This window comes from Nocardia sp. NPDC051756 (assembly GCF_040681495.1).
In the GTDB taxonomy this organism is placed as follows: Bacteria; Actinomycetota; Actinomycetes; order Mycobacteriales; family Mycobacteriaceae; genus Nocardia.
In genome coordinates, this window is the sequence record NZ_JBFAYV010000008.1 from 421,362 (window position 1) to 435,337 (window position 13,976).

Annotated in this window: 14 protein-coding genes and 1 riboswitch; of the genes, 4 read left to right on the plus strand and 10 right to left on the minus strand. The window is 66.4% G+C overall.

From position 1 onward, the window contains the following. Positions 1-64: 64 nt before the first annotated feature. From AB0M22_RS34580 to AB0M22_RS34605, 6 genes are all read right to left on the minus strand, one after another. Complete coding sequence (locus tag AB0M22_RS34580) at positions 65-289, minus strand: hypothetical protein (RefSeq protein WP_364735888.1); 225 nt, start codon at positions 287-289, stop codon at positions 65-67. Positions 290-349: 60 nt separating this feature from the next. Continuing rightward, positions 350-1,042 (minus strand): response regulator transcription factor, encoded by a 693-nt coding sequence (locus tag AB0M22_RS34585; RefSeq protein ID WP_364735890.1) that lies wholly within the window; start codon positions 1,040-1,042, stop codon positions 350-352. After that, positions 1,039-2,289, minus strand: coding sequence for a sensor histidine kinase (locus AB0M22_RS34590; protein ID WP_364735892.1), 1,251 nt, complete (start codon positions 2,287-2,289; stop codon positions 1,039-1,041). The genes AB0M22_RS34585 and AB0M22_RS34590 overlap by 4 nt, the downstream gene beginning before the upstream one ends. 94 nt (positions 2,290-2,383) lie before the next feature. Continuing rightward, positions 2,384-4,657: an MMPL family transporter gene (locus tag AB0M22_RS34595; protein WP_364735894.1), complete on the minus strand. Its 2,274-nt coding sequence runs from the start codon at positions 4,655-4,657 to the stop codon at positions 2,384-2,386. 145 nt (positions 4,658-4,802) lie between these two features. Next, positions 4,803-5,585 carry an aldolase/citrate lyase family protein gene (locus AB0M22_RS34600; RefSeq protein ID WP_364735897.1) on the minus strand — a complete coding sequence of 261 codons (783 nt, stop codon included), beginning with the start codon at positions 5,583-5,585 and terminating at the stop codon, positions 4,803-4,805. A gap of 145 nt (positions 5,586-5,730) precedes the next feature. Next, the gene (locus AB0M22_RS34605) at positions 5,731-6,435 is read right to left on the minus strand and encodes a hypothetical protein (protein WP_364735899.1); all 705 of its coding nucleotides are present in this window, start codon (positions 6,433-6,435) and stop codon (positions 5,731-5,733) included. Between the two features lie 410 nt (positions 6,436-6,845). On the opposite strand from AB0M22_RS34605, the gene AB0M22_RS34610 reads away from it, so the two are divergent. Beyond that, positions 6,846-7,391, plus strand: coding sequence for a hypothetical protein (locus tag AB0M22_RS34610; protein ID WP_364735901.1), 546 nt, complete (start codon positions 6,846-6,848; stop codon positions 7,389-7,391). Between the two features lie 34 nt (positions 7,392-7,425). Here AB0M22_RS34610 and AB0M22_RS34615 read toward each other — a convergent pair whose 3' ends face one another. Then, positions 7,426-8,133: an SDR family oxidoreductase gene (locus AB0M22_RS34615; protein WP_364735904.1), complete on the minus strand. Its 708-nt coding sequence runs from the start codon at positions 8,131-8,133 to the stop codon at positions 7,426-7,428. Positions 8,134-8,260: 127 nt separating this feature from the next. Between AB0M22_RS34615 and AB0M22_RS34620 the strand changes: the two genes are divergently transcribed. Beyond that, positions 8,261-8,752, plus strand: a complete 492-nt coding sequence (locus AB0M22_RS34620) for a helix-turn-helix domain-containing protein (protein ID WP_364735906.1) — start codon at positions 8,261-8,263, stop codon at positions 8,750-8,752. Between the two features lie 62 nt (positions 8,753-8,814). On the opposite strand, the gene AB0M22_RS34625 is transcribed toward AB0M22_RS34620, so the two are convergent. Then, positions 8,815-9,540, minus strand: a complete 726-nt coding sequence (locus AB0M22_RS34625) for a GNAT family N-acetyltransferase (RefSeq protein WP_364735908.1) — start codon at positions 9,538-9,540, stop codon at positions 8,815-8,817. A gap of 94 nt (positions 9,541-9,634) precedes the next feature. Next, on the minus strand, positions 9,635-10,159 hold the full coding sequence (locus AB0M22_RS34630) for a cysteine dioxygenase family protein (protein ID WP_364735910.1): 525 nt from the start codon (positions 10,157-10,159) through the stop codon (positions 9,635-9,637). Positions 10,160-10,254: 95 nt separating this feature from the next. Between AB0M22_RS34630 and AB0M22_RS34635 the strand changes: the two genes are divergently transcribed. Further along, the gene (locus tag AB0M22_RS34635) at positions 10,255-11,115 is read left to right on the plus strand and encodes a LysR family transcriptional regulator (protein ID WP_364735913.1); all 861 of its coding nucleotides are present in this window, start codon (positions 10,255-10,257) and stop codon (positions 11,113-11,115) included. 3 nt (positions 11,116-11,118) lie between these two features. On the opposite strand, the gene AB0M22_RS34640 is transcribed toward AB0M22_RS34635, so the two are convergent. Continuing rightward, entirely contained in the window at positions 11,119-11,955 is an 837-nt protein-coding gene (locus tag AB0M22_RS34640; protein ID WP_364735915.1) for an SAM-dependent methyltransferase, read from the minus strand. A 207-nt stretch (positions 11,956-12,162) separates the two neighbouring features. Then, positions 12,163-12,290: riboswitch (cobalamin riboswitch) on the plus strand. A gap of 36 nt (positions 12,291-12,326) precedes the next feature. Here AB0M22_RS34640 and AB0M22_RS34645 point away from each other — a divergent pair. Continuing rightward, positions 12,327-13,967, plus strand: a complete 1,641-nt coding sequence (locus AB0M22_RS34645) for an ABC transporter substrate-binding protein (RefSeq protein WP_364735918.1) — start codon at positions 12,327-12,329, stop codon at positions 13,965-13,967. Positions 13,968-13,976 lie beyond the last annotated feature (9 nt).

Genomic DNA, 13,976 nt, shown 5'->3' on the forward strand with positions numbered 1-13,976 from the left:
GGCAGTTTCTGAACTTCGCCGCCGACCCCCAGCGCGGGAATAGATCTGGGCGGCCTCTCACAATTCAGAACAGCGGATCACTCGGAGGCGGCGATGCGGGCGGGTTCGGCGGGGGTGCGAGTTCGTCCTCGATGAGCACATCTTGGATCGCGTCGATCTGATCCTGGATCACCTCGGCGCGGGCCGACAACTCGATGCTGTCGGGCCCGGTGAGGCTCTCGGCGCCGAGCTTCTCGTAGACGCACGAGAGCGCGGACCGTAAGTCCTCTAGCTTGGTCTCTGATTCCACGAGAACTCACCCTACGGACCGAACTCTGCAATTCGCACGGGACGCAGCCGAGACCTGTCATCAGGACTGACGAGGCCGCCCCTGCGGCGGTGCTTCGATCCGCACCAGCCCCGATTGGAAGGCGATCACGACCAGCTGGGCACGATTCTGAACATCCAGCTTCGCCATAGCTCGCTGCACATGCGTGCGAATGGTGAGCGGGCTGACATACATCTTTCCAGCGATCTCGTCATTGGACAGCCCCGCGGCGACCATCACCACCACTTCCCGTTCGCGAGCCGTGAGAACTCCGAGGTTCTCGCCGGTACCGATTCGGCTCTCGGGCTGAGCAAGGTACCGGGCGATCAAGGTTCGGGTCGCGGCCGGGGACAGCAGGGCCTCCCCCGAGGCAACGGACCGAATAGCGTCCAGCAGTTCTTCGGGCCGAACGTCCTTGCCGAGAAATCCACTGGCTCCAGCCCGAAGTGCCTGCGCCACATACTCATCGAGTTCGAAGGTGGTGAGGATCAGCACCCGCGTCCGCTGTAGGGCGGGATCGGCGCAGATCTCTTTGGTGGCGGCGAGGCCGTCGACCTCAGGCATGCGAATGTCCATGACCACCACGTCGGGATCGAGCTTTCGGGCCAATTCGATTGCCTCACGGCCATTTCCGGCGATACCGACGACCTCGAGGTCTTCGGCCGAGTCGATCAGGATCCGGAAGGTTCCGGTGAGCAGGGCTTGGTCATCGGCCAGGAGTACCCGGATCGTCATGCTGTCTTGTCCTCGTGGTCAAGGGATTTCGGGGGCTCGAGTGGTAGTTCGGTGGTGACTTCGAAGCCGCCGCCAGGGCGGTGCCCGGCGTGCAGATTGCCGCCGACCGAGATAGCCCGCTCGCTCATTCCGATCAGGCCATAGCTCGGGCTGTCCGTGCCCTGACGTTCAGATGCCTGTTCGCCACGTCGTTGTAGCGCAGGTTCGCCCCCGTCGTCGGTGACGCTGATGGTCAGCAGCAGCCGGGAGTAGACGAGCCGCACCGTGGCCGCGGCGGCGTCCGCGTGCTTGGTGACATTGGTGAGCGCTTCTTGAATGATCCGGTAGGCCGTCAGGTCCGCGCCCGGCGAGAGCGGACGCGGCACCCCGGTGATCGACAGCGACACGGTCATGCCTGCACGTTCGAATGATGCCAACAGATCGGCGAGTTGCGCCAGGCCCGGGGTCGGCTCGAGTGGGGCGGCCGCGTCGCTCTCGCGCAGCAGTCCCACACTCGCTTTGAGTTCGCGCAGCGCGCCGGAGGTGGTGTCGGCGAGTTGATCGAGCATGTCCTGCACTTGATCGGGCTGGATCCGCAAAAGGTATGCCGCAGTGGAGGCTTGGGCATGCGCGAGGGCCATGTGGTGGGCGACGATATCGTGCAGCTCGCGCGCGATCCGGAGTCGTTCCTCGCTGACGCGCAGCCGAGCCTCTTCCTCGCGGGTGCGTTCGGCCAGCTCCGCACGCGCGTGCAGGGCCGCCAGGTAATCGCGCCGGCTGCGTCCGGCATCGGCGAACGCGGACGCGACCAATACACCGGCGATGAGACTGATTCGCCCGCCGGTCAGCAGCGGCGTGAACGAGTTGAGCAGCGAGGCCAGCAGCAACGCCGCGCCCGAGAACACTTGGGCGGCTTTACCATTGCAGTAATTCGGCCACTGCAATGCGAGGGAGTACCCCGCGACGAAGGCCGCGCCCGCGGTGATGATCGACAGTTCGAATCCCAACGCGCCGATCGCGATACCGCAGGCGGTGGTGATCAGCAGCACCGTGCGCGGAAACCGTCGCCGCCCCAGCAAGGCGAGCGAGGCCACTGCCGACAGGACGAACACCGCGGGCGACATCGGGCGGAACACCATCGACCCGCCCCCGTCGACTCTTTCGGCGACCCCGCTGGCGTAGGTGGCCAGCGCGCACAGCAGCACGGCGACGATCAGATCGAAGGCCTGCTGGTGTCGGCGCGGCCATTGCGACCAAGCGGTGGTCATCTGTGCTCCTCCCTGTTCCTGCACACTAATCTGCTGGTCACAGACGCGCCGATAGGCCGCCCCGAGCAGGGACGGCCGACCGGCGAGTTGTGTTTCAGACACGGGCGGATTCGGCTTGCCGGTCCGGTTCGGCGGGTTCGAGCTGTTTGAGGCTTTCCCCCTCGACGTCCACATTCGGCAGGACCTTGGTCAACCACCGAGGCAGCCACCACGCCTTGTCTCCGAGCAGGGCGAGCACGGCCGGGACGAGGGTCATCCGGACGACGAACGCGTCGAAGAACACCGCCGACGCGAGCCCCAGACCCATCATCTTGATCATGGGTTCGCCGCCGCCGACGAATCCGGCGAACACCGCGATCATGATCGCCGCGGCCGCGGCCACCACGCGGGCGCTGTGCCGGAATCCGGTGACGATGGCGTCGTGGGCGCTCTCGCCGTGGGCGAAGGCCTCCCGCATCCGGGTGACGAGGAAGACCTCGTAGTCCATCGCGAGTCCGAACACGACCCCGATCAGGAAGATCGGCATCATGCTCATCACCGGCCCGGTCTGCTGCACCCCGATCAGGTTCGCCAGCCAACCCCATTGGAAGACCGCGACGATCACCCCGAAGGCCGCGCCCACCGAGAGCAGGAATCCCAGGGCGGCTTTGATCGGCACCGCGATCGAGCGGAACACGATCATCAGCAGCAGGATCGCCAGCCCGACCACGATGGCGAGATAGGGCAGCAGAGCGTCGGACAGCTTCTGTGAGACGTCGATGTTCATCGCGGTCGCGCCGGTGACCAGCATGGTCGCGCCGGTCGCGGTCTTCAGCTCGGACGCCTCGCCGCGCAGCGCGTGGACCAGGTCTTTGGTGTCGGTGGACGACGGGCCGGTGGCGGGTACCACCGTGAGCACGGCGGCGTCGCCGGCCTGGTTGAACGTCGCGGGCGAGACCGACACCACCCCCGGAGTAGCGCTCAGGTGCTTCGTCACTTGCTCCATCGCGGCCTTCGGATCGGCGACACCGGTTTTGACGTCCACCGCGACGGTGAGGGGGCCGTTGAAGCCGGGACCGAACCCCTCGGCGAGCGCGTCGTAGGCGCGCCGCTGGGTGGTCGAGGTCGGCTGCGATTCGTCGCCCGGCAAGCCGAGTTCGAGACTCTTCACCGGCAAAGCCAAGGCGCCCAGACCGATCAGGCCGATCAGCAACACGACCACCGGACGGCGCACGATCATCTCGGCCCAGCGCGTACCCATATTCGCCTCCTCGGCATGAATCGCGTTGTCCGCCTGCTCATTTCCGGCATCCCGCAGCGGCGGATCACCAGCTGCGCGCTTACGGAAAGCCCGTGGCATGACTGCCCGCTGGAAAAAGCCGAGCAGGGCCGGCAACAGCGTCAAGGCGATCGTGACCGCGACCGCCACCGTGCCAGCGGCGGCCAAGCCCATCGTGGTGAGGGCGGGTATACCGACGACGGCCAACCCGGCCAGCGCGATGACGACGGTGAGTCCGGCGAAAACCACTGCCGAGCCCGCGGTCCCGACGGCGCGGCCCGCCGCGTCCTCGGCGCTGTATCCCTCGGCGCGCTCGGTCCGGTACCGCGAGACGATGAACAGCGCGTAATCGATACCGACCGCGAGCCCAAGCATCATGGCCAGCGTAGTGGTCGTCGTGGACAATCCGATCGCCACGATGGCGGCGATACCCACGCCGATGCCGATCAACGCGGTCAGCAACGGGAGCCCCGCGGCCGCGAACGCGCCGAAGGTGATCATCAAAACCACTGCGGCGATGGCGATTCCAATGGCTTCGGTGGCGCCGCCCATTTCCGGCTCGGCCATCAGCGCCGTCCCGCCGATCTCCACGGTGACGCCCGAGGCCTTACCCGTGTCGATCGCTTGGGTGAGCGTGGTTTTGGTGGCATCGGTGAGGTTCTGGGTGGCCTCGCCGTAGCTGACGGTCGCGTAGGCGGTCGTGCCGTCCTTGCTCACCGCCCCGGTTTGAAACGGGTCCAGCACGCTTTTCACCTGCGTGCCGCCCGCCACGTCGGACAGGATCTTCTCGACCGAATCCCGGACCGGCGGCGCATTGACCTGCTCCCCCGCCGGGGCTACAAACACGATACGTGCTTCTGCGCCATCGGATTTGGTGCCAGGGAACCGTTCACCGAGCAGATCGAAGGCCTGCTGGGATTCGGTGCCCGGAATCGAGAACGTGTCCGGCGGAGGTGTCGGCGCGTTCGCCGCCCCGACCACGAGGGCGGCCATCACCCCCACCCAGACCACAACCACGAGCCGCCGCTTCTCGAACGCGAACCGGCCCAGCCGGTAGAGGAATTTCGCCATGCTCCAATGCTGGTCGCCCGCCTCCGTAGTCCGCGTCATGCAGATGAAGACTGTTGCCGAGTACTACGTATGCAGTACCCCAGGCCCAATCCCTCCCCCGCCGCCTCCTCCTTTCGGCTGACTCTGCTTCCTACCCGTTTTCGATGTCACATTGGGTCCGTAGAGCGACCCCCGTTCCACCGGATCAGCCGCGCAGATCTGCGAGATGGCTCCGGACGGCCTGGTCCAGATGAACCAAATCGTTGGCGACGCTGACGAATTCGAAACCTTCGTTCAGGCGGCGGCGGGCGGTGGCGCCGTCCGGGCAGTGGATGCCGACCGGCTTTCCCGCTGCTTTTGCCGCTTTCTGCACGGTGCGCAGGGCGTCGGCGAACTCGGCGTCGACGGCGGGGTCGGTGGGGCTGGCGCCGCCCAGTGCGAGGCGCAGATCCGAGGGGCCGATGTAGATCGCGTCGACGCCGGGGACCGCGGCGATCTCGGTGGCGTTGCGGAGTCCGCTGACGGTTTCGATCATGACGATGCAGGCGGTCTCGGCGTTGGCTTGGGCGAGGGACGGGCCGATGCGCAGGCTCGCCCGCAGTGCCCCATTGCTGCGGTAGCCGATGGGTGGGAATCGGCAAGCGGCGACCGCTGTTTCGGCCTCGGCCGCCGTGTCGATCATGGGCACGATGACGCCGCGAGCACCGGCGTCGAGTGCTTGGCTGATCCAGAATCGGTCGTTGGCTTGGACCCGGACGAGCGTGGCCGTTCCGGTGTTCGCCGCGTCGATCGCGGTGATACCGGCCAGCAGACCCCGATATTCGATCAAGCCGTGCTGGGCGTCGAGGCACACGTAGTCGTAGCCGGCCATGGCGATCCGCTCGGTGGCGACCGGGTTGTCGCACACCACCCAGTAGCCGACGGTCCGTTGCCGGGATCGCAGCCGGTCGGCGAATCCGTTTGCGCCAGTTGTCGATCCGCTCGTCATGGAGACGTCCTTTCGGTGGGCGTGGTCATCAATCTTCCTGGTACGGGTGCGCGAGCGTGGCGGTTTGCCGACGGAAAAGGAGGTGATGAATGGCGCCGAAGCGATCAAAGGCAGCGCCGACGATTCGGACATTGAGGCGCGGCGTCTACTTCTTGCGCAAACCGTCCAAGGCCAGGCGGACTTGGGACCGGGTGATCGAATCCAGCTCGTCCACGCCGACTGTGGGTTCGCCTTTCGCACGCAGGACAGCCACCGTCACCCGCACCGAGACGTTGCTGTCCTGCACGCCCACGATGTAGGTCGTTCCGTTGGAGACGCTGGAGTCTCCGACTGCGGAACGCCAATAGCCTTGGGCGCCAATTCCGGTGACGTCACCGGAACCCCGCCCCGCACCGGCGGCGGCTGTATCTTGTTGCCGCCATTTGTCATAGGTAGGAGCCACACCGGCGTTGGTGAATTCGACCTGGACGCTGATGCCGGCTTCGTTGGTGGTGACGTTGTCCACGGGCGAGGTACTGATGTAGCGAATAGCGCAGGACAGCAAGCCGATACCGTCGTCGGCCGGCCGAGTCTCGTGGTGCTGCGGGGCTTCCTTCGGTGTGGACGACCACTTCGTCAGCGGTGCGGGATCCACGAGGTCGCACGCATCGGCGATGGCGTCCATCGAATAGATCCCCGGCGCGATTTCCGGCAAGGGAGATGTCGTAGCAGCGGCAGTGCTGGGCGCAGCAGCGCTGGGCACGACCGCGGCGGGCTTGCCGCTACCGTCCCTATCAGGAACCGAAATCCCGATCACCACACCGAGACCCAGCACCAGCACGACCACGAGCACGCCGACGACGATCCACACCGCTCGGCCGCCTCCGGTCGGCGGTGGTGGTGGCGGCTGGAACCCCTGGGCCGGCGGGTCGTATCCGAACACGTTGGGCTGCAAAGATTCAGCAGGCGAGGAACCTGCGGCGATGCCTCGCCGCTCGTCGATGTTGGAGCCCGACTGCGGCGCAACGGAATCGGCTCCATACGTAGGCGACTGATCGCCAGGCGCACGCTGGGAATCGGTCATGCCCATGGCCCTTCAGTTAAGCAACGGGCTCCCCGTCGACCTCGAACTCCGCCAAGATCCTAATCCCACCACCGTCGAATATCACCCGCCGAGTTGAGCGAACCCTGCCCCCATACCGGATTTCTCCGGAAAACGTTCAGCCGGAGGTCATCGAGGCAGAACCCACCCATTCGATCAATCCCGGTAACGTGCCAGGCGTGGCGGTCCCGAACATCGATTTCAAACCCGACGCGGACGACCCGAAGCGAGTCCGGATGACCGCCGGGCTACCGCAGGGAATCTCCCGCGCCGAGATCACCTTTCGCATCGAGGGCGGACTCCGAGGCACACGCGCAGTTCCTCGCAGCGAAGCAGAATTCGCTCATCTTCGGACCGCCGTCGACGGCACATACGAAGGCCCATGGGGCGAACCACAACGCCTGTCCCTCGGCGACGCCGGACGCTACATCGAACAGGTCCAGCATCGAATAGCGCGGAGCGAGGCCGAACTTCGCCGTCACCGAGAATCCATCGAGCTCGACTGCCCGTGGTGCCGACGCCGGCGAACCTACATCGGCGTACTCGGCTTCATCACCGGCCACGCAGGTTTCCTGACCGACCACCCCAGCGAGCTGGGTCAGCAGGTCATCAAGCAACACGCCTACCGATGCGACCGCTGCGGCTCGATGATGTTCTTCGCCGACGGCTTCCTCGACCATCCCCTACCCGGACGGCCGGCTACCGACGATGCGCCCAACAGCTGACTGAACTCGACGGCCTGTACACCGGACCCCCGGCTCAGCCCGAGATCAGTTGGGGGTACATGGTTTCGATCGATGCCGCGAGGTTGAGCTTGACCTGCGCGCTGATGTCGTCGGCGAGGATCTCGAGTTCGCCCGCGTCTACACCGTCGAGCGCGATGCGCACGATGTCGGCCGGGTCGTTCTTCGGTACGTCGAGGCGGGCGGTCATCGGAGTGTCGGTGTAGCCGAGATGCAGTCCGACGACCTGCGTTCCGTGCGGCGCGAGTTCGAGGCGCAGCGAGTTGGTGGCCGACCAGAGCGCGGCCTTCGAGGCGCTGTACGCGTTGCCGATGCCGATCCAGCTGAGCACGGACAGCACGTTCACCAGCACTCCGCCCCCGTTGCGGCGCAGCGCCGGCGCAAATGTCGTGGCGACGTCCAGGGCACCGAAGAAGTTGGTGTCGAACAGTCCACGAACATCGCTGATCGCAGCCGCGGACAGCGCACCCGGAGAGCTGGCACCCGCATTGTTGATGACGACCGTGACGTCGGAAGCGATCTCGGCGGCGGCCGCAACCGAGGCGTGATCGGTGACGTCGAGAACCAATGACACGACACGAGAATCGTTCCACTCCAGCGGTTTCCGCGCGCTGGCGTAAACCTTGCGCGCCCCGCGCGCCAGCACCTGAGCGACGAATTCTTGCCCGAGTCCACCGTTGGCACCGGTGACGAGAACGACGGAACCGTCGAAGTTGTGCGTCATGACCACGCTTCCCTTTGCAGCTGATTTCGACCAGGCGATCTGACTTGCACTTTGCAAGCCACCCCCGAAACGCTAACATTGCTACTTGTCACTTGCAAGTAGCAAGCCATCATCGAGGAGGCGCGAGATGCCGCACAAAGACATGTCGTCCGGCCCCTGCCCGATCGGACGCGCCGCCGACGTCCTCGGCGACCGGTGGTCCCTGCTGATCATGCGCAACGCGGTCCTCGGCCAGACCCGCTTCGACCAGTTCCGCGGCAACCTCGGGATCGCCGACAACATCCTGTCCGCCCGCCTCGGCCGCCTCATCGACGCCGGATTGCTGGCGAAAGCGCCCTACCTCGACGGCAACCGCACCCGCCAGCACTACGTCATCACCCCGGCCGGCGTCGCCCTGCGCCCCGTCTTCGAGGCCCTGTCGGCGTGGGCGTGCGAGTACGTCAATCCCGAGCAGCCGGCGACCATGGCCCAGACCGTGCACACGACATGCGGCCAGATCAGCCAGGATCGACAGTTTTGCGACACCTGCGAGACCGACATCGAAGACGGCGAGATCGCCTGGTTGATGCCCTGGCTCTCCCCATCGCCCCTCCCGCTGGCAACTGCCTCAGCGGAATAAGGCAACTACTTCTGGAGCCCTCCGCGGGCGGCTTCGACGCAGCCACTCGGCCCGAGCGAAGTTCAGGAAAGGCCACCGATCGCCGGCGCCTGCACAATCGTCAACCGCGAGCGCTTACGCAACGTGAACCCGAGCGTCTCGTACAGACTGATCGCCGTCAGGTTGTGCGCGACGGCGTGCAGAAACGGGGTCTCGCCCCGCGCCCGGATGCCCGCGCCGACGGCCCGGATCAGCCGCGAAGCGATACCGCGCCCGCGGAATTCGACGTCGGTGCAGACCGCGCTGATCTCCGTCCAGCCCGGCGGGTGCATGCGCTCGCCCGCCATCGCCACCAACCTGCCGTCCACCCGCAACCCTAGATAGGTCCCCATCTCGATGGTCCGCAGCGCGAACGGACCCGGCTCGGTCCGCGCGATCAATTCCAGCATCTCGGGCACATCGGCGACGGTGAGCACCTCGAATTCCGGATCGGTGGCGACCCGCAGCCCGGTCCCGTCCATCTGCACCGAGCCGACTTCTTGCAGCACCGTCCAGCCGTCCGGCAGCACATGTCCCGTGCCGCGCAGTCCGGTGCTGCCGCCCGGCCCGAGGACGGTGGCCAGATCGATCCAGTCCTGGTCGTCCAGCACCGGCGGATGGCCGACGAATCTGGCCACCTCCGGGTCGTAGCGCCCGATCCGCCCCACCCAGCCGGCGAACCGGTGATGCTCACCCCGCAGCGACGACCGCACCGGATCGTCCAGCGGATGCAACGGGGTAATGACGTCGACAGTCGACTCAGCGGTCACCGCACACTCCTCCACAACAACGTTCAACCAGAGAACGTTAGCGAGGCGCACAACCGCCAGACACCGTTGCACTCACCAAGATTCAGACGCGCACTCAGACCCCCGGATACGTACGACGCACGCTGGTCCCCTGACTGAGGTCGGCGCCGTACACATGCAACGTGATGGCCACCATGTCCCCGGTGTTGTGCACCTGATGAATGTCCTCGGGCGGCGCGACCCCGCTGACCGAGCCGGTCGGCCGCTGCTTCTGCCCGATCTGGATCAGCCGATCACCATCGACCGCGAAGATGTTCTCCGTCTCGGCGCCTTGCAGAACAAGGAACGAACACCACACCAGATGATCGTGGATCTCGGTGATCTGACCGGGCCGCCACACCACCGCGGATATCGAGAAGGCGGACTCGGTGTGCAGCGTGTGCCGGGTGTATCCGTCGGCGGATCCTGCGCGTTCCGCCGCGGTGAGTAGTTCGGCGGTCGGGCGCAGCGCGGTGAGGACCTCCGCCACCCGCTCGGCGGTGCGGTGTGGATCGGATTCAGCCTTGGTGCACAAGCGAATTCGCTCGATCAGATCTGCGAGGCCCGGTCTGGTCAGCTGGGCGTCGGTCACGATGGTCATGGCTCTCTCCCTTCCAGGGTGCCTCCCATCGTCACTCGCGCCTCACATGACGTCTAATGCCAAAATCCCCACGCACACATAAGTACTCTTGATATGTGCTGAACCTGACCCAGCTCACGGTGTTAGCCGCTGTCGCACAACACGGTTCGGTCACCGAAGCCGCGAAACAGCTGCATTACACCCAGCCCGCAGTGAGCCACCACCTGGCGCGCCTGGAAGCCGCCACCGGCGCGAAGCTGATCCAGCGGGTCGGCCGCGGCATCCGGCTCACCCCGGAAGGCGAACTGCTGGCCGTCCGCGCCGCGGAGATCGTCGGCCGGGTCGACGCCGCCGCAACCGAACTCGCCGCGCAGGTCGGACTACGGGCAGGCCGAGTGCGCATGGCCGGATTCCAGTCCATCCTCAGCACCATCGTGCCCAAGGCGGCGGCCGCGCTGGCCCGCGCCCACCCCGGCATCGAACTCGGCCTCGTCGACGAACATCCGGTCGAAGCACTGCGCCTGCTGCGCGCGGGCCGCATCGACGTCGCGTTGATCTTCCGTTACGCCGACACCCCGCGCGAGGACGACGGCCTCCGGCTGATCCATCTCCTCGACGACCCGATCTACCTGGTCAGCGACGAGCCGGGCCAGACCATCGCCGACCACCGCGACTCGACCTGGATCGGCGGCTGCGCTCGCTGCCAGGACGAACTGGTCACCGTGTGCCTGCGGGCGGGCTTCACCCCGCGCATCTCGTTGATCAGCGACGACATGGTGGTCACGCAGGCGCTGGTCGCCGCGCGCATGGGCGTGGCCACCCTGCCTGGCCTCGCCCTGCGCGCCCACCGCATGCCCGGCATCCACACCACCGAACTCCCGGAGGACCCCCGCCAGATCTTCGCGGTCACCTACGGCGATCCCCCCGATCCACCGGCCACCACCGCGTTGATCCGCGCGATCCAGGCCTGTCTCTGATGCTCAGGGTTTGCGCAGAATCCCGCCGTATTCGTAGACCTTGCTGCGGTGTTCGGTGGCGCCGACGTAGCGCAGCAACGGCTCCGGCACCGGCTCCAATGGCGGCTGGTCCGGATCGGGCCGCCACTCGACCAGATTGACCAGACCGGGTTCGACCGGTTCCAAACCATCGAACAGCGCATCGACCTCCGTAGGCGTCCGGCTCTGCCATGGAATCCCGGAACCGTCGATCTTCGCCGCGAAGGCGGAGCCGACTTCGGCGTCATCGCTGACGACCTGGGAGAAGGCGAGATAGCTACCCGGCGCGGCGACGGTATCGATGATGTGCCGCAACACATGTCGCGCGCCCTGACCGACTTTGTCGGTGTCTTTGAGGTGATGGCCGACCGACAGGTACAGCACCGCGATCGGCTCGCTGAAGTCGAGCAGGCGCTCCACGTCGGGATCGGCGAGGATCGTTTCGGGCTTGCGCATGTCGGCGGTGACGACAGTGGTCCGTGCGCGCGATTCGGCCAGCAATGCGCGGCCGTGCGCCAGCACAATGGGGTCGACGTCGACATAGGCGACGCGCGCGTCCGGGTTGAACCGCTGAGCTACCTGATGGACGTTGTTGTCGGTCGGCAACCCGCAGCCCATGTCGAGAAACTGGCTGATGCCCGCTTCCTCCACCAGGTAACGGACTGCGCGATAAAGGAATTGGCGGTTCTGTCGCGCGATGTCGACGCATTCCGGAAACCGGCCGAGCATATAGAGCAGGATATTCTGGTCGGCGGGGTAGATATCCTTCCCGCCCAGCATCCAGCCGTACGCGCGCGCCGAACTGGGCCGGTCGAAGGACATCCCCGGTTTACTCCGCCTATCACCAGAGCCCATTGTGACGTCCTCTCACCCAGCGATATGCGGTCGAACTTCGGCCTCGGTGTGGTCGGCCGCCGCATGCGCTGTTCACGAATATAGCTCTACTCAGGTGATTTGGACGCAGAGTGCGAACTTCCGGCCCGGCGCGTGGCGGGCCGTATCGTCACGTACTGCTAGGTTCTTTTCCGCAGGGAACACCGGTGCGAATCCGGGGCTGTCCCGCAACTGTGACCGAGTAGCGAACCTTCATCTCATGGCCACGACCTTCCTGGGTTGGAAGGCCGAAGGCGAGCGTTGATCCGGGAGCCAGGATACCTGCGCCCTTTTCAGGATCGAGTTTCACGAGGATGAGAATGCGCGTGCACACCCGCCGCCGGCCCAGCGCCGTGCGGCTACCCGACCATGCTCCCGGGCGACCTCGCCGTTCCCGGCTCGGCGTTGTGCTGGCGGGACTGCTCGCAGTCGCCATGGTCTTCACCGCTTGCGCGTCGAGCGACGACGGAGCGGCCTCGGCCCGCGCCTTGCGGGCGTCCGGCGACGGCACCTTGACGATCTACAACTCCTACAAGATCGCCGGGCTCGACCCGATCGGCACCGGCACGAACTGGCTGTTCGACTGGGGCGTCGCGGAGAATCTGCTCCAGATCACCGAGAACGGTGAGGTCGCACCGTGGCTGGCCGAATCGGTCACCCGCGACGGAGACACCCGCTGGATCGCGACATTGCGCAAAGGCGTCACCTTCCAGAACGGCAAGCCGGTCGACGCCGCCGCCGTGGCCGCGGCGCTGACCAGGCAGATCGCCCGGTCCGCGGCGGCCAGGGTGTATCTCGACCCGGCGACGAAGGTGACCGCCGACGGCGAACGGGTCGTGCTCACCACGCCGACCCCGAACGCGATGGTTCCCGCCGCGCTCGCGGCGCGGGACAACTCGTTGCAGATCTACGACGTCGCCGCGATGGACGCGGCCGGCGGCGACTCGGCGAAGATCGTCGGCGCGGGCGCGTACTCCGGCCCGTACGCGATCACCGCCTGGACGCCGGACAACCTCGTGCTCGCGCCGTACCAGAATCATTGGGAGGGAACGCCGCCGTTGAAGGGCGTCACCGTGCGCGTCGTGCCGGACGAGCAGGCCCGGCTGGCGGGTGTGCGCAGCGGCGAGGCCGATATGGCGTTCTACCCGTCCACCTCGGCCAAGCTGGTCTTGCAGGGTGAGCGGGACATGCACGTGCTGTCCTCGGCATCGGCGTTGCAGTCGCTGCTGGTCGAAATGAACCTCAAGGCGGGCATCTTCACCGATACCGCGGTACGCAAGGCGTTCACCGCGGCGATCGATTACCAGGGCATCGCCGCCGATGTCGGCAACGGTCAGTTCGCCGCGGCAGCCGGCCTGTACCCGCCCTCGATGTCGTTCGCGGTGGACAGTCAGGTGCACGACCTGGACCAGGCGAAGCGACTGCTCGACGCGGCAGGCTGGGCGCCGGGCGATGACGGCGTCCGGGCCAAGGACGGCCGGAAACTGGTGGTGCGGTTCGTGACCCAGGCCCAGGGCCCGGAGACCAACGACGTCGCGATCGCGATGAAGGACCAGGTCGCGCGCGCCGGTTTCGACCTGCGCATCGACAACGCCGAGGACTCCGCCGCGGTGAAGAAGGATCCGAACGCGTGGGAATCGTCGGTGGCGCTGAGTGGTTCGCTGTCCGGCACCGCCGATCCGATCCAGCCGTACCTGGTGCGCTGGACCACCGGCGGTTCGTCGAACGCGCAGGGCGTGGCGAACCCGGAGATCGACGCGATCGGCGCCCAGCTGCGCGGCGAGTTCGACACCGCGCGCCGCGACGCCCTGCTCGAGCGGGCGCAGCAGATCCTGGTGCGGGATCAGGCCTATGTGGTGGCGGGGACGTTCAAGTACTTCACCGTCGTCACCGGCCCGAAGTGGGCCGATTATCGGGTATCGAGCGTGCGCAGGCACCTCACCAGCCAGACCGGCCGATAACCCGGGCCG

Coding starts and splice junctions, on each gene's coding strand:
- AB0M22_RS34585 (WP_364735890.1), bottom strand. CDS start 1,042: ATGACGATCCGGGTACTCCTGGCCGATGACCAAGCCCTGCTCACCGGA.
- AB0M22_RS34590 (WP_364735892.1), bottom strand. CDS start 2,289: ATGACCACCGCTTGGTCGCAATGGCCGCGCCGACACCAGCAGGCCTTC.
- AB0M22_RS34595 (WP_364735894.1), bottom strand. CDS start 4,657: ATGACGCGGACTACGGAGGCGGGCGACCAGCATTGGAGCATGGCGAAA.
- AB0M22_RS34600 (WP_364735897.1), bottom strand. CDS start 5,585: ATGACGAGCGGATCGACAACTGGCGCAAACGGATTCGCCGACCGGCTG.
- AB0M22_RS34615 (WP_364735904.1), bottom strand. CDS start 8,133: ATGACGCACAACTTCGACGGTTCCGTCGTTCTCGTCACCGGTGCCAAC.
- AB0M22_RS34620 (WP_364735906.1), top strand. CDS start 8,261: ATGCCGCACAAAGACATGTCGTCCGGCCCCTGCCCGATCGGACGCGCC.
- AB0M22_RS34630 (WP_364735910.1), bottom strand. CDS start 10,159: ATGACCATCGTGACCGACGCCCAGCTGACCAGACCGGGCCTCGCAGAT.
- AB0M22_RS34640 (WP_364735915.1), bottom strand. CDS start 11,955: ATGTCCTTCGACCGGCCCAGTTCGGCGCGCGCGTACGGCTGGATGCTG.
- AB0M22_RS34645 (WP_364735918.1), top strand. CDS start 12,327: ATGCGCGTGCACACCCGCCGCCGGCCCAGCGCCGTGCGGCTACCCGAC.